Source organism: Acidobacteriota bacterium (assembly GCA_035529075.1).
In the GTDB taxonomy this organism is placed as follows: Bacteria; Zixibacteria; MSB-5A5; order GN15; family FEB-12; genus DATKXK01.
In genome coordinates, this window is the sequence record DATKXK010000014.1 from 124,458 (window position 1) to 148,463 (window position 24,006).

Annotated in this window: 12 protein-coding genes; 11 read left to right on the forward strand and 1 reads right to left on the reverse strand. The window is 58.8% G+C overall.

Features of this window, described 5'->3' with window-relative positions; genetic code table 11:
* The first annotated feature begins 16 nt into the window (after positions 1-16).
* The 9 genes from VMY05_08140 (at position 17) to VMY05_08180 (ending at position 15,647) form a co-directional block, all read left to right on the forward strand.
* Complete coding sequence (locus tag VMY05_08140; protein HUV31038.1) at positions 17-2,263, forward strand: HDIG domain-containing protein; 2,247 nt, start codon at positions 17-19, stop codon at positions 2,261-2,263.
* Positions 2,263-2,700, forward strand: a complete 438-nt coding sequence (ybeY, locus tag VMY05_08145) for an rRNA maturation RNase YbeY (protein ID HUV31039.1) — start codon at positions 2,263-2,265, stop codon at positions 2,698-2,700. Before VMY05_08140 ends, ybeY begins: the two co-directional genes overlap by 1 nt.
* Positions 2,697-3,974: a hemolysin family protein gene (locus tag VMY05_08150; protein HUV31040.1), complete on the forward strand. Its 1,278-nt coding sequence runs from the start codon at positions 2,697-2,699 to the stop codon at positions 3,972-3,974. The genes ybeY and VMY05_08150 overlap by 4 nt, the downstream gene beginning before the upstream one ends.
* A 458-nt stretch (positions 3,975-4,432) precedes the next feature.
* Positions 4,433-4,672: a hypothetical protein gene (locus VMY05_08155; protein ID HUV31041.1), complete on the forward strand. Its 240-nt coding sequence runs from the start codon at positions 4,433-4,435 to the stop codon at positions 4,670-4,672.
* 151 nt (positions 4,673-4,823) lie between these two features.
* The gene (locus tag VMY05_08160; GenBank protein HUV31042.1) at positions 4,824-7,760 is read left to right on the forward strand and encodes a sigma 54-interacting transcriptional regulator; all 2,937 of its coding nucleotides are present in this window, start codon (positions 4,824-4,826) and stop codon (positions 7,758-7,760) included.
* 63 nt (positions 7,761-7,823) lie between these two features.
* Positions 7,824-8,621, forward strand: a complete 798-nt coding sequence (locus VMY05_08165) for a hypothetical protein (protein HUV31043.1) — start codon at positions 7,824-7,826, stop codon at positions 8,619-8,621.
* Between the two features lie 328 nt (positions 8,622-8,949).
* Complete coding sequence (locus VMY05_08170; protein HUV31044.1) at positions 8,950-12,321, forward strand: TonB-dependent receptor; 3,372 nt, start codon at positions 8,950-8,952, stop codon at positions 12,319-12,321.
* 45 nt (positions 12,322-12,366) lie between these two features.
* Positions 12,367-13,350 carry a PorV/PorQ family protein gene (locus tag VMY05_08175; protein ID HUV31045.1) on the forward strand — a complete coding sequence of 328 codons (984 nt, stop codon included), beginning with the start codon at positions 12,367-12,369 and terminating at the stop codon, positions 13,348-13,350.
* Between the two features lie 20 nt (positions 13,351-13,370).
* The gene (locus tag VMY05_08180; GenBank protein ID HUV31046.1) at positions 13,371-15,647 is read left to right on the forward strand and encodes a hypothetical protein; all 2,277 of its coding nucleotides are present in this window, start codon (positions 13,371-13,373) and stop codon (positions 15,645-15,647) included.
* A gap of 79 nt (positions 15,648-15,726) precedes the next feature.
* Here the strand turns inward: VMY05_08180 and VMY05_08185 are convergent, their stop codons facing one another.
* Entirely contained in the window at positions 15,727-17,901 is a 2,175-nt protein-coding gene (locus VMY05_08185) for a glycosyltransferase family 39 protein (GenBank protein HUV31047.1), read from the reverse strand.
* 279 nt (positions 17,902-18,180) lie between these two features.
* Between VMY05_08185 and VMY05_08190 the strand changes: the two genes are divergently transcribed.
* Both VMY05_08190 and VMY05_08195 read left to right on the forward strand, forming a co-directional pair.
* Complete coding sequence (locus tag VMY05_08190; GenBank protein ID HUV31048.1) at positions 18,181-21,096, forward strand: S8 family serine peptidase; 2,916 nt, start codon at positions 18,181-18,183, stop codon at positions 21,094-21,096.
* 86 nt (positions 21,097-21,182) lie between these two features.
* A complete protein-coding gene (locus VMY05_08195) occupies positions 21,183-23,975 on the forward strand; it encodes a M6 family metalloprotease domain-containing protein (protein HUV31049.1) in 2,793 nt (930 codons plus the stop codon).
* The last annotated feature ends 31 nt before the right edge of the window (positions 23,976-24,006 follow it).

Sequence of the window (24,006 nt, forward strand, 5' to 3'; positions counted from 1 at the left end):
GGCCGGTGCAGCTAAAATGTTTTCTATTCTGTTGAAAATCAAGCGGAAGGTCAAGAGGCTGTTGCGGGCCCAGACCGAGAGCCGGCAGCAGCAGGCACCCACTCGCCGCTCGCGGCTCACAAAGGTGGCGATGCTGGTGGTGGCCTCGGCGTTGATTGGCCTGCTCTATCCGGGTGAAGTCCTGTATGATCCGCTCGACATGCCCCGGCGCGGAGAACTGGCTCCCGACGATGTCATCGCGCCGTTCCAGATCACGATATACAAGAGCCCCCGCGAGATCGCCGATGAGGAGGAGATGGTTCGTTTTTCCATTCCCTTCGTGCTTGACTGTGACACGAGCATCGTCAATTCGACCTACCGCGGCCTGAGACGCTTTGTCGCTCTCGTCGACTCGCTTCGTGCGTCGGTGCCCGTCGACTCCATCGAAGAGCTGGAGCGGCTCGATCTGGTTTCGGCGCGCTTCCCCATGTTGAGCCGAACGGCCATCAGCAAGGTCCTGACCGACACGAATGACGTGGCCGTTCTCCATGGCCGCCTGGAGCGCATTTACTCGGACGACATATACGATGTCGGCGTGCTGAGATCGCTGAGCGAGGTTCCGGAACAGCGCAACAAGTCGGTACTTGTCAGGCAGGGTGATCGCGAGAGCATATACCAGCGTAACCGTTTGCTCGACGTTCCCCTGGCTAACGCCCGGCTGCTGACGGCACTGAACCGCCTGAGCGCCGTCGACTCGATAGACGTCGAATACTACTATCTGATCGGTCGGATCTTCATCCAGCCTTGCCTGTGGCCCAATACCGAGGAGTATAATCGCCGCGTGGCCGACGAACTGGCGCGGGTGTCGAACGTCAAGGAAGTGGTCAACACCGGCGACGTCATTGTCAGCGCGCGTCATAAGGTTTCCGAGCGACAGGAGGAAATCCTTCAGGAAATGGCCCGCTACCTGTACTCCCAGACGGCCGGCCGCCACTGGCTGGTTGCTCTGCTTCCGCTTCTTGCCCGCGTCCTGCTCGTGCTGGCCGCGTTCGCCGCGCTGTACCTCTTTCTGTATTATTTCAGGCGGCAGATATACAACTCCAATCCCAAGGTCCTGGCTCTCTTCATCGTGTTTGCTTTGCAGCTTTTCCTGCTGTATCTCGTCGATCAGCTTGGATTGAAATCGATCTATGCTTACCCGGTAGCCGTGCTGCCGATCATGGTGACAATCCTGTTTGACGCCGAGGTGGGGATTCTCACCACCATCATTCTGGCCCTCCTGCTCGGCATCATGCATCGGTTCAGTTTTTCCATAACCCTCCTGACCGCCCTGGTCGGTATCGTGGCCTGCTTCTCGTCTCGAATGGTGCGGAAAAGGTCCGACTTCTACCGGATTATGCTCCTGGTCGTGCTCTCCTACGTGATTGTGATCGTAGTGGTCGAGAACCTCAAGCTAAGCCCCAACGAAGAGATCCTGACCGAACTGGCCTACGGCATAGGCATCGGCCTGGTGTCCGTTCTGCTGACCATCGGCATCCTGCCGGTCATCGAGTCGCTTTTCGGGATCACGACGGACATCACCCTGCTGGAGCTTTCTGACCTTAACCACCCGCTGCTCAAGCGGCTGGCCATCGAGGCGCCCGGGACGTATCATCACTCGATCATTGTGGGCAACCTCAGCGAGGCGGCCGCCAAGACCATCAACGCCAACTCGTTGCTGGCGCGTGTCGGCGCCTACTACCACGACATCGGCAAGATCGAGATACCGGAGTACTTCGTCGAAAACCAGCTCAGCATCAAGTCCAAACACGACTCGCTGACGCCGTCCATGTCGGCTCTCATCCTGGCCTCGCACGTGAAGAAGGGGCGCCTCCTCGGCGAGGAGGCGGACATCCCTGACGACGTCCTCAATTTCATCGAGGAACACCACGGGACCATGGTGATGAGCTACTTCTACAACCGGGCGCGGGAACAGGGCGCGGATGAGTCTGCCATCGATAAGTTTCGCTATCCCGGTCCCAAGCCACAGACTCGGGAGACCGGCATAGCCATGGTGTCCGACGCCGTCGAGGCGGCCAGTCGCACGCTGGATGATCCCAAGCCGGCCCGTATTGAGAATCTCATTCAGCGGATTATCAATGACCGTTTCCAGTCCGGCGAGCTGGACGAGTGCCCGCTGACGCTGAAGGACCTGGCCAGAATAAAGGAGGCTTTTACCCAGGTTCTTATCGCGGCCTTTCACCGTCGCGTGGAATACCCGCATGAAGACAAAGCCAAGGTCTGATGAGACTGCTGACGTTCAGAGAATGCAAAACCCGTCTTCCCGCCGGAAAGATACGTCGCCTTTTCGAACTTGTTGTCGACGGGGAGGCGGATCCCGGGTGGCAGGGCTCTGTCAATCTGATACTCACCACCGACCGCCGAATCCGCAAGCTCAACCGGGAATTCCTGGGAAAAGACAGCGCGACCGACGTGCTTTCGTTCAACATAGACGACCCGCAGTCACGCCGGAGCGTCTTCGGCGAGATATATATCTCCGTCGACACCGCCGCCAGACAGGCCCGGCAGCACGGGGCCAGCCTGGCGCGGGAATACCTGCGGCTCATCGGCCACGGGCTTCTGCACCTGTTCGGCTACGACCATGAGAAGAAGCGTCCTGCCGCCCGCATGCGGCAGCGCGAAGATTACTACCTTTCGCGGCTGGAGGAAGGGGCGTCATGATTCTGGTCCTCCTGTCCATTGTCCTGGTTATCGGCCTTTACGTGAGCGCTTACCTGGTGTCGCTGTATTCACTGGCCGTATACATAGACCCGGAGAAGGTAGAGTCGCTGTTTGCCGGTCAGTCCCGTCGTCGGCAGCGGCTGCTGAAGAAACTGGCCTCGGATTCGCGGGCTTTACTGCAGATTGCGGCATTCTACAAATCATTCTCTCTCATTGCCGTCACCGGGCTGGCTCTTCTCATGCTCAGGTGGCTCGCCGCCGTCGTTGAAACGGGCATCTATGTCACCGCCGTGCCCGGCCTGCTGCTCGTCTGGCTGTTATATATCGCTTTCGTGGAATACCTCCCCCGTCGGCATTCACGAAGGGCCATCAGCAGCCCGATGAGCCGGTACCTGTGGCTCATCTCGGTCCTGTATCATACGTTCTTTCCCGTCGTTGCCTTGTACCGTCGCGGGCTCAGTCGGGTCAGCCAGGAAGATAGAGTCACCGAGGAGGAAAAAGAGGAGATCGTCGAGCGCGCCATCGAGACCCTGGCCGAGCAAGCCGGTATCGGTGAAGCCATCGTTGAGGAGGACGAGAAGGAAATGATCGGTCACATCTTCCTTCTCGACCAGACGGTAGTGCGGGAAATCATGTCTCCCCGCATGGACATCACCGGAATCGAACGATCCACCGGCTTCTCGGAGATACAGGAGATTGTGCGCCGAGACGGCCATTCCCGGTTCCCCGTGTTCGAGGAAGTCATCGACAGGATCATCGGCATCCTGTACGTAAAGGACCTGTTTAACAACATGCCCAAACCGGGAGAAGAGTTCGTCATCTCCAGGTACCTTCGCAAACCCTCCTTTGTTCCGGAATCGAAGGTCATCGGCGATCTCTTGCGTGAGTTTCGAGCCAAGAAGCAGCATATCGCTATTGTCGTCGACGAATACGGCGGGGTCTCCGGGCTGGTCACGCTTGAAGACATTCTCGAGGAGATTGTCGGCGAGATCCAGGACGAGCACGATGCCGAAGAGGCTCCGTTCGTGAAGCTTCTTGACGGACAGTATCTGGTGGATGCTTCACTGCTGGTCGAGGACTTGCAGGAGAGCCTCGGTACCGACTACGAGCAGGGAGACTATGACACCGTGGGCGGTCTGATTTATGACCTGGTCAGTTCGGTGCCGGATGAAGGGGCCAAAGTCAGTTGGCACGGATTCGAGTTTGAGGTCATCCGTGTCGAAGGACAGCGGATCAAGAAGGTGAAGGTGCGCAGCAAGCGGCCGCAGGGATAGTGCGCACCGCGCCGCAGAATGCATCCAGGGGCTGCTGTGCTTGATTCACCGGGATCTGGCTGGGGGGAGCGGGCTGTTGCAACACCAAAAAAGCCAGGCCGTCTGTAGCCCAATCCCGCGCCTTGCAGGGGGCATATTCTCAAGCTAAGTGCCGTGTGTTCAACGTATTGTGTGATCACTGTGTGAGTTGCTGAGCGCACACTCGACGCGGAGTTCATATCTGATGCTGTGCGTGAGAAGTCGCATCCGGCGGGCTCAAGAGCCAGCGAATTGGGCTCTGCGAGTTGCCCGGCGCAAATTCTGCGTCCCCTAAGATATTCCTTGACAAGAGATTGGCTGGGTCGTACATTTATAGGGGCAAGATATGCGCCGGAGGGAAATTCACTGCGCAAGAATTATTTGTGTGAACCTGTAAGACAATTCGATTGTTATCGTCTTAATATCAGGAGGATAGGTTTATGAAAGGCAGAGCTCTCACCATCGTTGTGATGCTGCTGGTTCTGGCTGTCGCATGCTTCATCTCCGGTCCTGCGGTATCGGGTGAGCATCCGTGGGATGCCGACGAAGAGGACAAACAGCCGCTTAACCCCGGCAGCGACGAGGACACCCTCATTGCTCCTGAAAGCTACCCGGAAATGAGTGACAGTCCGGACTGGTACTGGTATTTGTACGTGCTGTACAATGCAACCCAGGTGTAAGCAGGTGGTGTACTTGGAGATGATTCCCTGGATGGCGGTGCATTCGGGGAGGAAATGCATGTGTTCAGAAGCAGCGAGCCATGATGTGATGACCTAAACAGGACCGACAATTATCGCCCGGCGTGACTGACCGGGCGAAAGAAGTTAGCTAATGCAGACTTCCTCACAAAAGTTGGACTTCGATAACCGCCTGTTATCAGTCGAAGAGCTTTTTAGGCAGCGGAAATATGACGTTGCCCGCCGCGAGTTGGAGGGCCTGAGCGAAGAGGACTTCAACGGCGGCCAGCATGAAGCAGGGTTGCTTCTGGCTCTGAAGACTGACATTTGTTTCAACGACGGGGTTTACCGGCAGGCGATTGAGATGGGCCTGCGCGGTGCCAGGATCCTGGCTGGTTTTCCACTCAACCGTCGCTACGGGCGGCTGTTGCTGGTCTTGTCCAAGACCTTCTCGGCGCTTGGCGATCTCAAGAACGCTGAAATCCGAGCACACGACGCGTTAGCATCCTATCGTCGGGCAGATGAGCCGCTGGGGCAGGTGGACGCGCTTAACGAGTTGGCGCGCATCGCCTTTACGCGAGGTGACTTCCAAGCTGCGGCCGGGTTTCTTGAAGATGCCATTGAGCAGGCTGCCGGAGATGACCGAAAAGTCGCTCTGTTGACCGGTAACGCCGGTGTCCTTCATACCCTGACCGGCCAGTGGAACCAGGCGGAATTGGATCTGAAGGCAGCCCTTAAGTACCACACTGAGGTCTCCAACGAGATCTCCGCAGCCCGCAACCTTCTGTCCCTGAGTTACCTGCATATCTGCAGGCGCGAGTTCGTCTTCGCCGAGCGTTTTCTGTCCAAGGCGTTGAAGCTGATCGAGAAGCTGGACCTCAAGCGCGAAAAGGTCATCTATCTCGAATACATCGGCGAGCTGGCTCTGGAGAAGGGGGACGCATTCAAAGCCAAGTCCCTGCTTGCCGAAGCTTACCATGAAGGCCGGCTGCTGGCTTCCGGGTCAGCGCTCGTCTCGCAGTCAGGCCGGCGTCTCGCCGAAGCGGAACTGCTCCTGGACAACCATGACGAGGCCATGAAGTACGGGCAGAAGGCACTGGAGTTGTCTCTGCAGATCGGTGAGAAGTCTGAGTTGGTGATGGCCCGGCGCGTCACCGGGCTCGTTTTTGCGGCCCGGGGCGAGTATGAAGACGCTCTGAAACACGTCAATCAGGCCGTGGAGCTGGCACGTGAAGTGCGGGATCCTCTGACACGGGCCCGCACGCTGTTGTCGCTGGCCGACATCAAAATCGCGGCTGGATCGGACGAGGTTCAGCGGATTCGTGCCGTCCTTGACGAAGCCAGACGCCTCTTCAAGAAGCTCGGGCTTGATTACTGGGTTGCCGAGACCGACCTGAAGGCCGGCACGTTTGCCTGCCGGCAGGGTGATCTTCCGCGTGGCTTCAAGAGGCTCAGCCGTGCCGAGAAGACATTCTCAATGCTGGGCGACTCGGCCAGGGTTCGCAAGGTGCACCAGTTTCTAACGACACTGGCCGATCAGGCGGTGGCGCTGTCGGTTTCCCAGGAAAACGAATTCAAGGTCTTCGGTACTTTGCTCAACCAGTCCGATCTGGAGGATTTGAGGACCGGCCGCATCGACCAGGTTCTGGAGGTGTTGACGCGCCGGACGGGTGCTGCGCGCGCCATCATCTTTACTCCCGATTTCGAAGACAGTCCGGTCACGGCTTCTTTTCCCCTGACCCCCTTCCAGGCACGCAGGTTTGCAGACGGTTTCGGGCAGTTGATGGGTGAAGAGATCGCCCGCGACAGACCCACCCTTTTGCTCGATTGTCGGCGCGATCCTTACATTAACAACCTCCTGCCCGATATTCCGGACGTGGTGGCCAGCGTGATCGTTATTCCGTTCAAGATGAGCGACAATACCACCAGTTACATATACCTGGACAAGCTGTCGTTCGACAATACGCTGAACCCGTTCAGCCAGACGCAGTTGAATTTCGCCGTCGGCTTTTCCGATATCATCGCCTTTAAGTCGGCAGAGTTGCACAAGATGAAGCTGCAGGAGGATAACCGCCGCCTGAAGGCCCAGTTGCAGGAGCAGGCGGCGTTCCCGAACATTCTCACCCGCAACTCGGCCATGCTGGAACTGTTGTCGCAGGTACGGCAGGTCGTCGACTCCAATATCTCGGTAGCCATCGAAGGTGAGACGGGCTGCGGCAAGGATATTCTCGCGCGTGCGATTCACTACAATTCCGGCAGGCGCGACCGGCGGTTTATTTCCGTGAACTGTGCGGCCCTGCCTGAGACACTTCTCGAATCGGAACTGTTCGGTTACCGGAGAGGTGCCTTCACCGGCGCCGATCGTGACAAGTCGGGCCTTTTTGAAGAGGCCGACCGCGGCACCTTCTTCCTGGATGAAATCGCCGACATGCCGTTAAGCGTGCAGGCGAAAATCCTGCGAGTGCTGGAGGAGCAGGAGATTGTCCGTCTTGGCGAGAGCGTTCCGCGCAAAGTGGATGTTCGTATCATTTCAGCGACCAATCGTGATCTCAAGGAAGAGATGGAGACGGGGCGGTTCCGACCCGACCTGTATTATCGGCTGTCGGCTCTGACGTTCCGGCTACCGGCACTTCGAGAACGGAGAGAGGATATCCCTCTGCTGGTCAATCACTTCCTGGGGGAAAGCGGCAAGCGGGTCTCGCCTGAGGTCATGCGAGCGCTGGTCGCCTACGGTTGGCCCGGGAACGTTCGGGAGCTGGAGAATGAGATCAAGAAAATGGTCCTGCTTACCGGCGACATCGAGGAGATCGGTGCCGCTGTTCTCTCAGGCAAGATAGTCTCGGTCAGTCAGCACGCGGCGCCGGAGTTGGATGCTGATCTTTCCGGATATGACGAACTCGCGTTTGACGAGCAGTACTCTCTTTATGACTATCTGGAGGCGCATGAGCGCCGCTTCATCATCCAGGCGCTCAGGGAGCGCAACGGTGTCAAGAAGCACGCGGCGGCGGCACTGAACATTCCCGAATCGACCCTGCGCCTGAAGATCAAGCAGTACAACATCGATCTCGACCGGCTTGACGCGGTCAACTGACTTGCTGTCAGGTCCGGTTGTAAGGTGTTGCGTCCCCGTCGACGGGACGCTTTTTTATAGCCTATGACCAGAGCGCGCTACGACGCACATTTCGCCGCCGATCCGTACTACAACATGGCCTTTGACGAATGGCTGCTTTGTCGGGCCCTCGCCGAGCCAGCCTCCATATTCGTCCGGCTGTATACGTGGCGGGTGGGGGCTATAACGTTCGGGTTCAACCAGAACGAGAGAACCGCCCTCGATTTCTCGCGCCTTGACGGCACTCCGGTCATTCGGCGGGTGACCGGGGGGCGGGCCGTGTTTCACGACCCCTCGGAGTTGACTTACGCGGTCGCTGTCAACAGGGAAGGCCTGGCGCACGCAAGCTTGTCCGGCTCGCTCTCGCAGACCTGCCGGGCCATAGCCGGGGCGCTCCAGGATTTTCTCGACCGGGTCGGGGTCGTCTCGGAGTATGTCCACGTCTCGACGCCGGGGCAGGGGCGGCGGGAGTTTTTCAACAAGGCCCCGTGTTTCGCCTCGGCGGCGCGGCATGAGTTGGTGGCGGCCGGCCGTAAGGTGGTGGCTTCCGCGCAGAGGCGTATTGGCCCGGCGCTGCTCCAGCACGGGTCGATCAAAATGGGCGGAGTGGCCGTACATCCGGCGCTGCACGGCCCGGCTGACTCGCCCCAAAACCCCCTTCCCCTGACCGGCCGGGAGTTCGCCGCGTGGTCTGAGGACTTTGCCGCCACCCTGGCCGGTTCTCTCGGAATCGATATCGAGCCGGACGCGCTTTCGTCACATGACGTACGGCAGGTAGCCGCACGCGTCGAATACCTCAAAAAAAACTCCTGCGCGAAGCGTCAAATTGTTAAACGACTGTGACCCCCAAATAGTCTTAAAGGTAGCGGTTTAGGGCGGTGACGTCCAAAAAATCGCTTGACTTGCAAGGCCAGGGAAAGGTATTTTCCTGATCTGAAGTGAGTTCGGCAGCGTCTGGTAAGCACCGATGAGTGATAGGATTGAGGAGTGTTTTCCGCCCTTCGTGAGGGGGGTTCAGATGCCGTCAATCCTGTCTCGTGTGCGCTCGCTCCGGCTCGCGGGAAGGCAGTCAGTTGGAGGTAAACCGCTTTACGGGAATGGATGCAGCTGAGCCAAACGTCAGGCGTGACCGATAGGGAGCGTCAGTCGGGCTCATCGAGGAGGAAGAGAGATGGTTTTCAATACCCGGAAGACTCGTGTCGTGTTAGCGGCCATAGCGGGTATGCTGGCCCTGTTGCCTTTGATCGTTTTGGCTGGCTCCACGGGGCAGATCAAGGGGAGGATTATTGACGCAGAGACGGGCGAACCGGTTGTCCAGGCATCGGTACTTATTCTTGGTACTACCATGGGCAACACTACGGACTTGGATGGGTATTACCTCATCTCACGGGTGCCACCGGGAACGTATACGGTTAGAATGTCTTCCGTCGAATACAAGACTGTCGATATTACCGACGTTGTCGTGAGTGCCGACCTCACCAGCGAGCAGAACCGGGAAGTGGAGAAGAAAGTCACCGAACTCGATGAGACTATCACGGTGAAGGGGACGCGTGACCTTCTCGACAAGTTCCAGACCGGCACGCAGGTCAACATCAGCCAGGAGACTATCAAGCATCGGCCGGTTCAGACGGTGGACGCGCTGCTCGAGCAGGTTCCGGGTGTTCAGACGACGGCGGCCGGTGAGGTGTTCGTCCGCGGCGGCCGGGCCGGGGAGGTTTCGTTTATCGTCGACGGTGTGCCGATCGGTGATCCGCTCGGCGGCCTCGGACAGTCCGGCGCTAACCTCTCGCTGGTGTCCGGCTCGATCCAGGAAATCCAGATCATTAAGGATGGGTTCGATCCTGAGTACGGAAACGCGCTCTCGGGCATCGTGAACATCCGGAGCCAGACGGGGTCGAAGGACGCCACTCGCTTTAATATGCAGATCCTCACCGATGACCTCGGCAACTCCGACCTCAATGAGTTCTCGCGGAATTACGATTACATGCGGGCTTCTATTTCCGGTCCCGATCCGATTATAGCCGACAAGCTGTTTCCGGCCCTCGGCCTGAATTTCCTCGTCGACAAGGAGTTCACTTACTACCTGTACGGCGAGATGGAGAAGGACGATGGTGTTTTTCAGTACACCTCGTTTGACACGCCAGAAACGCGGCGTGACTGGTCGTCCTTCAACCTCTTTGGTTTTGACGTTCCCGAGCGGCTGCGCAACCGGTACCACGTCCAGGCGAACTTCAAGATGCGCCCCAAGCAGAACATGCGCGTGGTGCTGTCACTGAAGAAGTGGATTACGCGCAACACGAAATTCGCGTGGGATCACCGCTACTCGTCGGCTACGGCACCGGTGGAGCGGCAGGAGAGGTCTGCTGTATCGCTGGAGCTTATCCAACAGGTCTCCAAAGACATGAACTATGAAGCCATTCTCTCGGTCACGAATTTCGCGTATTCCGAGAAGCCCGGCGACCCGGACAACCCGGGGCGGGGGCTGGACCCTGACGACTTCCTGCTGCAAAGCGACTGGGAAGACTGGTCCGACACCAACCGCAACGGCATATATGACGCTCCGGAACCGGTGATCAACCTTTTCCCGGATACGGCCACGTTTGGCACCAACTTCTCCGGCCCTGCGTACACGTACGGAGAGTTCTATGACCTGGACGGGGACGGTGTTTTCGACGACGATGCCCTGATTCTGCCCAACGTCCAGGGAGGCGGCATTATTGAGGGCAACTTCCGCTTCAACAACAACGGCGTCTATGATCTTCTTGAGGGGGAAGCGTTTATAGATCTCAACGGCAACGGCGTGTGGGACCGCGGTGAGTTCCTTACCGACAAGAACGGCAACGGCCAACTCGACCGTTACCGCCTTTCGCCGATCAACACGCGTGACGATGAGCCGTTCATCGACGGTGACTCGATCCTGGGTGAACCGTTCACCGACATCAACTCCAACGGCGGCTACGACATTGGCATCGACATTTTCGTGATCAGCGACGATGAAAACGTCAACCAGGATTACAACCACAACGGCCGGTACGACGGTCCCGAGGACCGTTGGACGCCGAAAGTTCCCTACTGGGATCGGAACGGCAACGGGATCTACGACGAGCCCAACACGGTGTATGATCCGGGTGAACCGTACGTTGACGTGAACGGTAACGGCGAGTACGATTTCGGCGGCTCCGGGACGTTCCTCAACTCGAATCAGCACCAGGATACAACCAGGTGGCATCACCGTGAGGTACGCACGTACCGGGGTGAGGTGAAGGTTTTCCGCCAGATGGGCAAGCACGAAGTGAAAGGCGGGGTGGCGCTGACCTACGAGGATCTCATCTACCAGGAGATAGAGCGTCCGTACCTGCCGTACACCGGCCGTGAGGACGGCGGTCCGTATCCGGATCGCGGCGCTTTCCGCGACTTTTACAGTTTCAAACCGTGGACCGGCACCGTATACATGCGTGACAAGCTGGAGTACGGTTCGATGATCGCCAATCTGGGCCTGCGCCTGGATTTCTTCCTGCAGGATACGGACCGTCTTGCTGACATTCTTCGGTCTGATGACCGCGGCGGCATTATCGACGGCGACCGCCACAAGATCTCGCCGCGTATCGGGTTCTCATACCCCATCTCGGACAAGGCCAAGGTCTATTTCAACTACGGTCACTTCTTCCAGTTGCCGCAGTTTATGTTGATGTACGCGCGGAACACGTCGTCGGTGAACCAGAACGACGTTATCGGTAATCCGAACCTGGATTACCAGAAGACGATCCAGTACTCGTTCGGCGTCAAGTATGCCATGTCCGAAAGCTACTCCGTCGACCTGCAGGGTTACTTCAAGGACGAGTTCGACAAGATTAACTCGGCGCGTATCCGTGACGGCTCCGTTTTCCGCCAGGCCTATCGCAACAGTGACTATGGTCGCAGTCGAGGCGTTGAGGTCACGCTGGAGAAGCGCACCGGCAACGTCAGCGGCCAGGTCAGTTACACTTACGCCTTCGCCTTCGGTAAGGCGTCCAAGCACAACGAATTCTTCCTGTCGGACTTCCTGCTGTCTCGTGAGCCGCTCTCGGAGCGTGCCCTGGACAACGACATCAGGCACAGCCTCAAGGCCGGCATCCAGATATATATGCCGAGGACGAGTAAGCCGCGACTGTTCGGTTTTCCGATTCCCAGCGGGTGGTCGCTGACCATCCAGTCGGTTATTGAGTCGGGGATGCCGTTCACGCCGGCCCAGAGCTTCCCGGATATTTCCGCTGACGGTACGGAGGACATCGAGAGGAACTCGATGCGGTTGCCATCGACGGCCGTGTTTGACGCCCGGTTCTCGAAGGAGTTCGAGCTGGCCGGCGTTGACTGGGAGGTTATCTTCTGGGTTGAGAACCTGCTGGACAGCCGTAACGTTTTGGGCGTGTACTCAGGCACCGGTCGGGCCGACACGGACCAGAACCGCAACCAGGTAGTCTTCGGCGGCACCGAGTTCTCCAAGAACCCGTTAAACTGGGACTACGGCCGTCAGATTCGGGTCGGTCTGGAGATGAGCTTGTAATGTGAGCGTGTTAGAAGTTAAGCGATGAGAATAGATGAGGTAGACATGTGTATTGACAATAACCGGCAGAGGAGGCGCCGCCTGCGGGTCGTCCTTGTGGCTGTTCTCTGCATGATTGGCGCTGCGGGTTTGTGGCTGCCTGGAGACGTTGCCGCTCAGGCTAAGGTAGGTACGACGGGCGCGCAGTTCCTCGAACTCGGCCCCTCGGCGCGGGCAATGGGGATGGCCGAAGCGTTTTCCGCCGTGGTCGACGACATCTCCGCGGTGTACTACAATCCGGCCGCGCTGACGTCGCTCCTGGGCCGCGAGGTCATGTTCACGTACGTCGATATGCCCGCTGACATTCAGTACGGTTTCCTCGGTCTCGGCTTCCCGCTCGAATCCATCGGCGGCGTGCTGGGGTTCGGCGCCTTTGGCCTGACCAGCGGCAGCATGGTTGAGCGGACGTACGAGCAGGGGACGATGGAAGGTACGGGGCGGGAGTTCAGCTGGAACGACTTCTCCATGGCGGTAAGCTACGGCCGGTATCTGACGGATCGCTTCTCGGTCGGCGTCACGCTCCGCTACATCGGTGAGTTCGTCCACAACTACTCCACCAGCGGCTGGTCGGCCGACGTCGGGACCTCCTATGACACGGGGTATCGCGGGTTCAAAATCGCTATGGCGATCACCAACTTCGGCCCGGACCTCCAGTTCATCGAGAAGGAATACCCGCTGCCGATCAATTTCCGGTTTGGCAGCGCCATAAACGTTGTGGAGTCCGTAGAGCACGTCGTCACCATGTCGGCCGAGGGCTCGCACCCGTCCGATAATTTGGAGAAGTACAATGCCGGTGCTGAGTACATGTTCAAGGATCGCTTCATCCTTCGTGCCGGCGGCCGGTTCAACTATGACGCCGATGGGTTCACCGCCGGCGGCGGGGTCCGAGTTCCGTTTGGCGAAGAGGGCGAACTGCGACTTGATTACGCCTTCCAGGATTTCGGAATCCTGACGGAAATCCACCGGTTCTCAATGTCAATCGCGTTCTAGGGAGAGACGAGGAAATGACTATGAATTTTCGCAAAGCGGCGGTGGCCGCCCTGCTTGGTATCACAATCTTGGCGATGCTCTCTCTCTATGTGCCGGGGTGTACCGATCGTCTCAGCGGCGAAAAGACCCCGAATCAGGCGCCCGTCGTCTGGTTTGTCAACGTCCCGCCCGAGGACAGCCGGACCAGCACTAACCCGATCATTAACTGGGTTGGACAGGATATCGACGGCCAGGTGGTGATGTTTCGCTACGTCGTGTTCACCGAGCAGGAAATAATCGATACCTACTACGACGGTATTCCGCCGGTGCTCCCGCTCGACAGTGCCAGTGTCCAGCCGTTCGTCGACGAAGCCCTGATGAAGCTCGAGGATATCGGGTGCGACACCGTGTATGAGGAAACGGCCGGGGGTATCGACACGGTTATCGACTGCGATACGACCGAGATCTGGACCTATCTGGAGGTTGACCCGCAGGCCGGCGATCCCAAGACGAGCAATATCATTCCGATGTCGGCGGAAGTCTCGGACCCCGTCCGGGTTCTCATCAGGCAGTACATTTTCGTGCAGGCTTTCGATGAGCAGGGATTGGGCTCGGAGATTATCTTCCGTGCCTTCGACCGTAACGACAACCCGCCTGACACCCGCATCATCGGCTTCCTCGGCGGACCGTTTATCAACGCCGAATCGTCCGGCGGTTCCGTGACCGGTGTCCACATGCGGTGGCAGGGTTCCGATATCGTCGATTTCCCGACTGATCCGCCTCCCTTCGAATTCGAGTGGCGCCTGTATGGCCCCTACCTGTCCGACACTATCAACGACAGCACCTGGGAGGAGATTCAACTGCGGTTTGTCAGGACAGTCTTCGTCACGAGGGACGCCCGCTTGTTCAGGTACGGGGAGAATGATACGCTGGTCACCTGCGATACCTCCTGGGTGCCGTACCTTGATACGGTCATCGAGGTCATTGAATGTGACAGCATCCCGATCGACACTATTACCGTGTCCAACGTCCTGGGCTACATAGATACGATCTATGATGTCGCAGATCCGGACTTTGCCGCTGACCCGCTGTTTGACCGCGTCGCGGCGCAGTCATATGATACTACGGACAGGGACGAGTGGATCAGCAACCTGCGCGACTCCGTCTATGATGTGTTTGCAGCCGAACCCTCGGATACGACCCAGGAGCAGTACTTCATTTTCTGGGTCCGTAGCCGCGACGATGCCAAAGTTCCGGACATGACACCGGCTTTCGAGACGTTCAGCGTTATCGATCCGCACTACGAGCGCGATATCGGCATTCTGGACGTGCAGTTCAGTTTCTTCATAAACGCCGGGATCAGAGACTCGGCCCGGGCTTACTGGGTGCGGGCCATTGATGGCTGGGAAAACAGCGCGGGGACAGCCGGCAATTCGGGCGCTTACGACGACGCTACCGACTACATGATAGTAAACGTGGCGCAGGGAATCGGTGTCTCTTTACGCCAGATGCTCGCCCACAAGATCCTGATTTTAGTTAATGACAACTCCTATCCCGGAGCGATGGCCAACCCTGACTTTAGTGATGATATCTTCACGGCCATAGATGCCGGCGTCAACGTATGGATGTGCGGCAGGGCACAGTTCTTCGGTGGCGAGGCCAGCGGGCCGAATTTCGAACCGATGGGCGGTGCGCCGGCGGGACTGGCGCTCAACATTCTGTTCTACTTCGGGATCGAGCAGTTTGCGTATTCCGGGTGGGAATGGCACATCCTGGGCCGGCCCTTGCCTCTGCCGCCGGTCCGGATAGAGGACTTCGTGGGCGCGCTCAGCCTGGAGAAGGACATCTTCCCCAATCTCACGGTCGACACCGCACAGTTGCACCAAAGGTACCTGTGGAAGGATCACTACCCGTGGAATTCTGATATAGCCGCCCTTCCGGAGGTGGACTGGTTCATCAGGACACCGGGATCGCTGGCTATGTACCTGTACAAGTCAAAGTACGGCTCCAAGCATTTCCTGAACGATCCCAACTTCGACTTCCAGGGCAAGCCGGTGGCGCATCGCCTGAACCGTGGTCTCTTCAGGACCGTATACTTCATGTTCACGCCGTACGCCCTGGCGGACTCGAGCATGCAGGTGACGATCGACGCCGTTCTGGACTGGCTGTACGAGAGGTATGCCACGACACCGCCTGCTGCGCCGAGGTACCTGGACGCCGGCATGCCGACCACGGTGCAGGAGGTTCGGCAGCGGTACTGGGAGCGTATGGAACGCAAGGCGCTGCAGGACCCCAAATTGGCCGAGACGTTCCGGTAACCGGGGACTGAAGCCGGCTTGAGCTCTGACGACCGGCTTACGATATCAGGGCGGGATTGCTCCGGCGATCCCGCCTTTCTTATTGGAGGTGGTCGCGGATCTCGCGCAAGGCGGAATGGTTCGGGAAACGGACCAGTGCCACCTGGAGAACGGAGTCAGCCGTGTTCAGGTGGCCGAGTGCCGCGTGCGCGGTTATGAGGTTCACGTAAGCGTCGGCAAACTGCGGGTCCGTCGTGATGGCCAGTTGGCCGTACCGGATTGCCTGTCCGTAAAGCCCATTGATCCCCCCTAAGAACGCCAGTTGGTGATATGCTTTCGCCTTCTCCCGAACGAATCGTGCCCGCTCGGTCATGAACAGCCGGCTGAACGCCAGGTCGTCGATCTCCACCGGGACCGGCTCGGATCGCGCTGCTCGAAGCAGCAGGGATTCAGCTTTCGCGTGCTCACCCCGATCGGTGAGAAACACCGCCGCCTCGTTCAGAAGGTAGAGGTTATCGTGGGTGGCGCGGGCGGCGGCCTGCACGGTCCGGTAAAGGCTGTCAACGTCTACCGTCGTGTCAACGGCGGCCGCGCGCACGAGAATCGTATTGGGCGTAAGCTCGTACGGCTTTCGCTCCAGGGCGGCCAGGGCCTCCCGCCGCGCCGCCTCGTACTGGCCGTTGACGAGATAAAGCGACGCAAGGTTGCTGTAGGCATCGGCGCGTTCGGGATGCTCCTGTTTCTCCAACTCGAAATAGTGACGTGCCGAGTCAGCCGCGCCCAGGCGATAGTAGGCGGCTCCCACGTTCAGGCCGGCTCCGGGGAAATGCGGGTCTCTCAGCCAGGCGTCTCTGTAATACTGCAACGATTGCCGGTAATCCCCAACGTTGTAATAGTAGAGGCCGGCCGAGGAGAGGTCGCCGGTGTGACGGCTCGTCGGCAATGAAATCAACGGGTAAAAAGCAAACACGCCCAGTGAGAACAGGGCGACGGCCAGCCCCGGGATCGTGGCCGCCTTCAGACGTACGTGCCTGATGCAGACGGTCGCGCCGAAGACGCCCAGCAGGATATAGTAGGGAATGAGCGGCAGCCGGAAGCGGCTGGCGAAAAAGAACAGCGCAAACGTCAGAGCATAAAGTCCCATGACAAAGAGCAGAAGTCGTATCCGGGAATCCCGGGCGAACCCGGCAAGCGCCCCGATGACGGCGAAAGGGAAGATCAGGCCGAACGACAGGGGGTTAAGACGCAGCACCGGCGTCTTGTGAAAGAAGACCGGCAGGGAACGATTATTGGAGACCTCGCGGTCCGAGAAGCTGAAATACATCTTCTTGAGGCACAACCCGGCGAAACGGACCGGATTGTCCGCAATCCATCGCACCGCCCGTTCCGTCCAGTAGGCCGATACCTCTCCCGATTTGAGCTCGCGGCCCCGGTCCCGCTCGGCGATGTAGGTAATATCGCTTATTCGCCAGTCATAGCCGAGCGGTTGAGGCATGAAGGCGGACAAACCATCGGCTTCGTCGTTGTTCCCGATATAAAGGTTGATCCCTCCCTGCGAAGCAATGAGCACCGGATCACCGGCGACCAGAATGTTTCTGAGTAACACGGGTCCTATCAATACGCTCAGTCCCGCGACGACCAATACCGCCTGCCTGATGGTCTGCTTCCAGTGTGCCCGCTGCCACAGCACGATTAACAGGATGACCGGGACAAGGATAAGGGCTGTAGGCCGGGTTATGGCCGCCAGTCCGGCCAGCAGGCCGACCGTGAACAATTTGTCGGACCGCCTTTCCGTGTACCAGACAAGTAGATGATAAACGGTTAGCTGGAACAAGAGCATGAACAGGGGGTCCAGCAGAAGCTCGGCTTCGAAGTAGATCATGGACGGGTACAGTGCCTGCACCAGCGCAGCTATCAGGCCTGTCTTTTTTCCAAAAAGCTTTCGTCCAAGCAGGTAGGTCATGAAGATTGAGCCGAGTCCGACGCCCAGCCCGAATATCCGCGCGGCCCACAGAGACGGGCCAAAAACCGCATACAGAACGGCCAGGCAAAATACATACAGCGGCGCCCGAAAGAACGTTGTGTCCCCGAATATGTCTCCGGCCGCGATCACCTGCGCCCAATTGTGATGGTAGTAGTTGTCCACGGTCAGCAGGTTCCATTCTACAAGTCCGTGGTACTGCGCCAGGTATACCGTTCTGATGAGAGCGGCAAGCAGCAGCACCGGAACTACAGGTGAGACGGATTGGAATAGCTTGGCGGGTCTGAATGCCATCGGCACCAATATACGACTTCGCGAGACGCCGGGGCTCCAAAAACTGCAGGTTCCGTCACGATAGGCAATTGCCGTCACCTGTATGCAGAATACGGTACTGGAGGGTGAGGCAGTTTATCCCTTGAACAATTCGGCCAACCCCCAGGTAAGTCCCTGCCATGCAATGGGTTATGCTTCGCGCCCGCTTTCGGACTGCAACCGGGTGCATGAAATCCCGCCCCGTCGGGGCTGGCACAGCCTTTGCTCAAAGACCTTCTGGACTTTACGGAAGGAGACGAGATGGAGGTACGGTACGGAAAACTCGCGGCGGCTCTTCTGGCGGTAGTCGTGATAACGCTCGCCCGGAGCGCGTTTTCGAACGATATTCCTCCTTCACCTGACGGCCTCGCTTGGCTTGAAGATTATCAGACCGAAGGCGACAGCCTGGTCACGGTCGTGATATTTATGGAGGACGAGGCCGCCCGTGATGATCTCTCCATGATGACCCGACGGACCGGCCTGTCTCGATCCTCCAGAATTACGGGAGTTCTGCGTCGCCTCCAGTCTTTCAAAGCGCAGGGCTCTGAGAGAGTCGAAGAGTTTGTCGGCCGGGTCTCCAAAACTGAGGTGATAAGGCACTGGATCGTTCCCGCTTACACGGCGACCATCAGTTCTACGGACATCCATCTTCTCTCGCAGTTTGAGGGAGTGAAACTGATCGTTCCCGATGTTCCGCTGATCGCCGTCGAGCCGGTGGACGTTTCCGCGTCTCCGTCGCTTTCCACCACCGTGTCCAGCCAGCTGGAGCTTTTGCGAGTGCCTCAACTCTGGGCGCTGGGCTTGACCGGTGCAGGACGCCTGGTGGCGTCGTTCGATACCGGTGTCGAGCAACCGCACCCGGCGCTGGCTCCCAAATGGCGCGGTAATCACGCAGATCTGTCGGCGTCCTGGTTTTCACCGATCCAGCCGAACATACTGCCGTACGACAACGCCGGTCACGGCACTCATACCATGGGAATCATAGTAGGCTCGACGGTTGCCGACACCTTCGGCGTCGCCCCGGGTGCCGAGTGGATTACGGCCGGAGTCGTAGATCAGGGACGGTCCCTCTCGGCGACGGTTTCCGATATCATTCAGGCTTTCCAATGGGCTCTCAACCCGGACGGCGACGAGGGCACGACCAACGACGTGCCGGACGTTATCCTTAACAGTTGGGGCATACCGGCCGGCATCTTCAGCCCGTGCGATCAGACCTTTTCGACGGTCATAGACAACGTTGAAGCGGCCGGAATCCTGGCCGTCTTTGCCGCGGGCAATGAAGGTCCTGCCCCGCAGTCGCTCCGCGACCCCGCCGACCGGGCCAGCGGTCCGCTCAACACGTTCTCGGTCGGTGCCGTCAGCAACAGTAAAATTATCGCCGACTTTTCCAGCCGCGGTCCCTCGCGCTGCGATGCCAACCAGAAGAAGCCGGAAGTTGTCGCCCCGGGCATTTCCGTGCGATCGTCTTCCAAGGATGGAACCTACACGGTCATGAGCGGGACGTCGATGGCCGCTCCTTACGTGGCCGGGCTGGCTCTGCTGGCACGCCAGTACAATCCCGACGCGACTGTGGACGAAATCAAGTCGGCCCTTATTCAGTCGGCCGAGGACCTCGGGCCGGCCGGAGAGGATAACGCTTACGGCTATGGACTCGTCGATGCCGTCCGGATGCTGGAGAACCTGCCGAGGTCAAGCCTGTACCATTTTGCCGTTTCCGGCACAATTATCTCCGGCGACGGTGTCGCCTGCCCGGGTGAAGGGTTCGACTTCCAGGTGGTTCTCACCAACGCATCCGCGAACGTTGAAAGCCTCACGGGCATACTGAAGGCTGACGACGGCGGGCCGGTTTCCATCACAAGCGATCATGCTGAGTTCTTCTTCGGCGACGGTGGTACGACGGCCATCAACTACGCGCCGTTCCAACTGACTTTCGCCTCGACTGCCTTGCACGGGCAGGAGATTACGTTAAACCTTTACCTTGCTGATTCGACGGGGGGTGTGCTCGACACTCTCGAGTTGGGCCTGACGGTGGGCTATGCGCCACCCGGCTCGATCGGCGAGCACGCGTCCGGCGATATCAGTTTCACGGTCTCGGACTTCGGGCAGTTCGGCTTTGCTCCGGGTTCGATATACAACCTGGCCGGAAACGGATTTCGCTACGCCGGATCGAGCAACCTGCTTTACGAAGCCGGGTTGATTGTCGGGCGGAATTACCTGCAGCTGTCAAGTTCGATCCGAGATCTGACCGGGGAGCTGAGGCCTTCAGATTTTACCCCGATCCAGGGGCTCAGTGCCGGCCTGCTTGACTCGGAGCAGGCATTTCACCGGCATGCCCGCTTCGTCGATTCATACTCAGAGATTCCGATCCCGGTAACGATTGATCAACACACCGTTGATTTCGCCGGCGTCGACGGCGAAGCGGCCGTGATCTTTCAGTACCACGTCATTAACAACACCCTGGAAAAGCTCACCGGCCTGAGCTTCGGCTTCCTGGCCGATTTCGACCTGTCCGACACTGCTGATCAGGTCGTGTACGATGACCAGATGAAGCTTATCTACCAGTGCGGGGGCGGGGCATCGGTGGTCGGCCTCGTGGCCCTGGGCAATGTGAATTCATTCAGTTTGCTGGATAACAATTCCGGAAAAATCGGCTTTTCGTCCGTCGAACTGTACGAGCTGATATCTCAGAGTACGAACGATGTGGACACAAGCCTGCGCGGCGACCTCATGTTCGTCGCATCATCCGGCGCCGTCACGCTTACCGCGCTCGACTCTATTGAAGTGGCCTTCGCCCTCGTGGCGGGTGATAACGTAGCCGGTCTGTACCGGAATGCCTGGCTGGCCAGGGACAAGTATGATATCGTTACCAGTATCGAGGAGTCTGCCGGCGGCCTTCCCGGCACCTTTGTGCTGGGCCAGAACTATCCCAATCCGTTCAACCCGACGACGTCAATCACGTTTTCGATTCTCTCCGGTGCGGAAGTCAACCTGGAGGTCTTCAACGTGCTCGGGCAGCGGGTGCGGCAACTGCGCGACGGCTACCTCTCGGCCGGCAGCCACACGGTGAAATGGGATGCCCGCAGCGACGCCGGCGACGGCGTTGCCAGTGGTGTGTACCTGTATCGCCTGACAGTCGACGGCGTATCGCGCTCCCGGAAAATGCTGCTTTTGCGGTAGGCATCCGGGCCTTATATTGGTTTTCGGAACACGCCGTGTCCCGGCTACGTATCAAAAGTTAAGGACATCTGGGAAAGGAAAGTGTGATGCTGATTCTTCGAGGATTGGGCAGGGCGCTTCTTGTTTCATGCGCGCTTGCGTTGATTGTTGGTCCTGTGAACGCGATGCCGCCGACCGATGAGGTCACCGAACAGTGGATAGCCGACGGAGTGTGGCAAGAGAACGTCGCTGTTTGGCAGGCCTTCAAGGCGGCCGGAGGCTGCGCTCCAGGAGAACACTCTCCACTTGAGACTTTTCGGGCCGCTCGCGCGGCGGCACTGGGCAGTGACGTTGTGGATACCATCAACGTGGTCGTGCTCCTGGTTGAGTTCCCGGACTACCGAGCTTCCGGTCAGGGCGTGTCGGCCACGGTGGCGGATTTCGAAGCCCTGCTCTTCTCCGACCGACGCACCGATCCCAGCCCCTATCCGACCGGCTCCATGACCGATTTCTACGTTGAGAACTCGTACGGTGCACTCGTCATCACGGGAGATGTGTTCGGCTGGTACATGATGCCGCAGGACTACTCGTGGTACGTAGGCGACAACTACGGGCTTGGCGGCGGCGGCGCCCTGCTGGCCGGACACGCCGTTGATGCCGCCGAGGCGGCCGGAGTGGATTTTAGTCTTTACGCCAATGGCGATACGTGGGTCGACGGCGTGATCGTCGTGCACCCCGGGCCCGGGGCGGAGTCCGCAGGCACTGGCATCTGGTCCCACCAGTCAACCATTTCGCCTTTACGAAACTATGACAACGTCTTGATATCGGATTACACGGTAAACCCTGAAGAGTCCTATTACGGCAGTCTCTCGACGATAGGCGTGTTCGGCCACGAGTACGGTCACGTCATCGGTCTGCCTGATCTGTATGACCTCAACCCGATTCAGGCTCAGAAAGGTAGCGGTCTCGGCTCCTGGTCGATGATGGCTAATGGGAGTTGGAACGGTGGACCGCCCGGATCTTCTCCCGCGCACTTCGACGCCTGGTGCAAGCTGATGCTGGACTTTGGGGAGGTCGCATACCTCGAATCCAATCTGTCGCAGGCTGCTTTACCCCAGGTGGAAGAGAGCGGTGTTATCTATCATCTCGGCACGGTTCCGGGCGATGCAGCCCACGAGTACTGGCTCGTGGAGAATCGCCAAAGAGTCGGTTTCGATCAGTCCCTGCCCGGCGGCGGGCTTTGCATTTACCACTTTGATCCGTTCGTTGCGAGCCAGAACGATCACGACCGCTATCGGGTTGCCCTTGAGCAGGCGGACGGGGAAGAGGATCTATACTACGGCTTCGCGAGTGACGCCGGCGACCCCTGGCCGGGGATTACGGGGAACAGCAATTTCCACGCTTACACCATACCGGATTCGCGCACCAACGACGGCGACATCACCGACATCGCCGTGTGGAACATCCGAAATTCGGGTCCGGTGATATATGCCGATCTGGATGTAGAATTCTCTCGCCCTTACGTGGTCTTCGCGGAAACAAAAGACTCCGTCAGGTTCCGGGATAAAGCCCCGGGCGGCAACGGCAACGGGATTGTCGAGGCGGGCGAGACCATCGAAGCGTCCTTCAGGGTGCGCAACAAGATGAGGCTGGCCTACGATCCGACGTTTACGTTGTCGGTCGACGCTCCGGGCGTGAATTTCATCCAGAACGGCGTCCCCCTAGCGGCGGCCACGCTGAGTCCCGTTTTTGACGCGTGGAACGAGGTGCCGATCAAGTTTTCATTGCCCGCTGATTTTGTGACGGTCCAGGCCGGATTCACGCTTACGCTGGAGGCTGATTCGATTTCCGGGTCAGGCGACCGGGCGTACGTGCAGGAGCTTACCTTTGAGTGGCGCCTCGGCAGAACCCAGGTGCTGGTGGTGGACGACGATGGAGGGGCGGCGTACGAATCCCGGTTTGAGAACAGCCTGGATCGGCTCCGCATACCGTACGATGTCTGGGACAAGAGTTCCAGTTCGCCGTCGTATAGCGACCTGGCCCCCTACCCGTTTGTCCTGTGGTTCACCGGCAGTAGCGCGAACGGCGGCACACTGACGGCGGGCGACGTCTCCGTGCTCAAGCAGTTCCTTGATAATCGCGGCAACCTGTACCTGAGCAGCATGACCGCAGCATCCCAACTTCACGGGCTCGACTCAGCCTTCCTGGCCGATTACCTGCACGCCAATCTGGTCAGCAGCGACGTTTTCGGCCTTGGCTTTAACGGTGTCGACGGCAACCCGGTGGGCGAGGGCGCCGCCTTTGCCCTGGCCAATAATGCTCCCAGTCCCTTTCACCTGATCCTGGAACCCGTCGGTGGCGGGCAGGCGGCATTCGAACTGTCCGAAGATTACAACGTGTGGACTGACCTGGGAACCTGCGGCGTGACGTTCTCCGAAAGATACCGCACGATCTTGACGACTTTCGGGTTTGAGTTCCTCGGAAACGAGATCCCCCTGTATGGCGTTTATCACCGCGACAGCCTCATGCGGCGGGTGCTGAGCTTCTTTGCCGAGGGCATTGCCACGCCGGTCGAAGACCGCCGGGCTGATGATGCTCTGCCGGCCGGCTTTGCCCTGGCGCAGAATTATCCCAACCCGTTTAACCCCGTTACGACTGTTACCTACACGGTAGGCGGCGGCAACCACCCCAGGGAACTCGTAGCCACCCGCCTGACCATCTACAATACGCTCGGGCAAAAGGTAACTACCATGGTTGATGAGTTGAAGTACCCGGGAACGTACACGGTCGTCTGGGACGGGACCGGCAGCGGGGGACGCCAAGTCGCTTCCGGCGTCTACCTTTACCGGCTGGAGAGCGACGGCCGGCACCTGACCAGGAAGATGTTGTTTCTGAAGTAGTCTTTGCTAAATCCGTACCGTAACAGGGCCG

Coding starts and splice junctions, on each gene's coding strand:
- VMY05_08140 (HUV31038.1), top strand. CDS start 17: ATGTTTTCTATTCTGTTGAAAATCAAGCGGAAGGTCAAGAGGCTGTTG.
- ybeY (HUV31039.1), top strand. CDS start 2,263: ATGAGACTGCTGACGTTCAGAGAATGCAAAACCCGTCTTCCCGCCGGA.
- VMY05_08150 (HUV31040.1), top strand. CDS start 2,697: ATGATTCTGGTCCTCCTGTCCATTGTCCTGGTTATCGGCCTTTACGTG.
- VMY05_08155 (HUV31041.1), top strand. CDS start 4,433: ATGAAAGGCAGAGCTCTCACCATCGTTGTGATGCTGCTGGTTCTGGCT.
- VMY05_08160 (HUV31042.1), top strand. CDS start 4,824: ATGCAGACTTCCTCACAAAAGTTGGACTTCGATAACCGCCTGTTATCA.
- VMY05_08165 (HUV31043.1), top strand. CDS start 7,824: ATGACCAGAGCGCGCTACGACGCACATTTCGCCGCCGATCCGTACTAC.
- VMY05_08170 (HUV31044.1), top strand. CDS start 8,950: ATGGTTTTCAATACCCGGAAGACTCGTGTCGTGTTAGCGGCCATAGCG.
- VMY05_08175 (HUV31045.1), top strand. CDS start 12,367: ATGTGTATTGACAATAACCGGCAGAGGAGGCGCCGCCTGCGGGTCGTC.
- VMY05_08180 (HUV31046.1), top strand. CDS start 13,371: ATGAATTTTCGCAAAGCGGCGGTGGCCGCCCTGCTTGGTATCACAATC.
- VMY05_08185 (HUV31047.1), bottom strand. CDS start 17,901: ATGGCATTCAGACCCGCCAAGCTATTCCAATCCGTCTCACCTGTAGTT.
- VMY05_08190 (HUV31048.1), top strand. CDS start 18,181: ATGGAGGTACGGTACGGAAAACTCGCGGCGGCTCTTCTGGCGGTAGTC.
- VMY05_08195 (HUV31049.1), top strand. CDS start 21,183: ATGCTGATTCTTCGAGGATTGGGCAGGGCGCTTCTTGTTTCATGCGCG.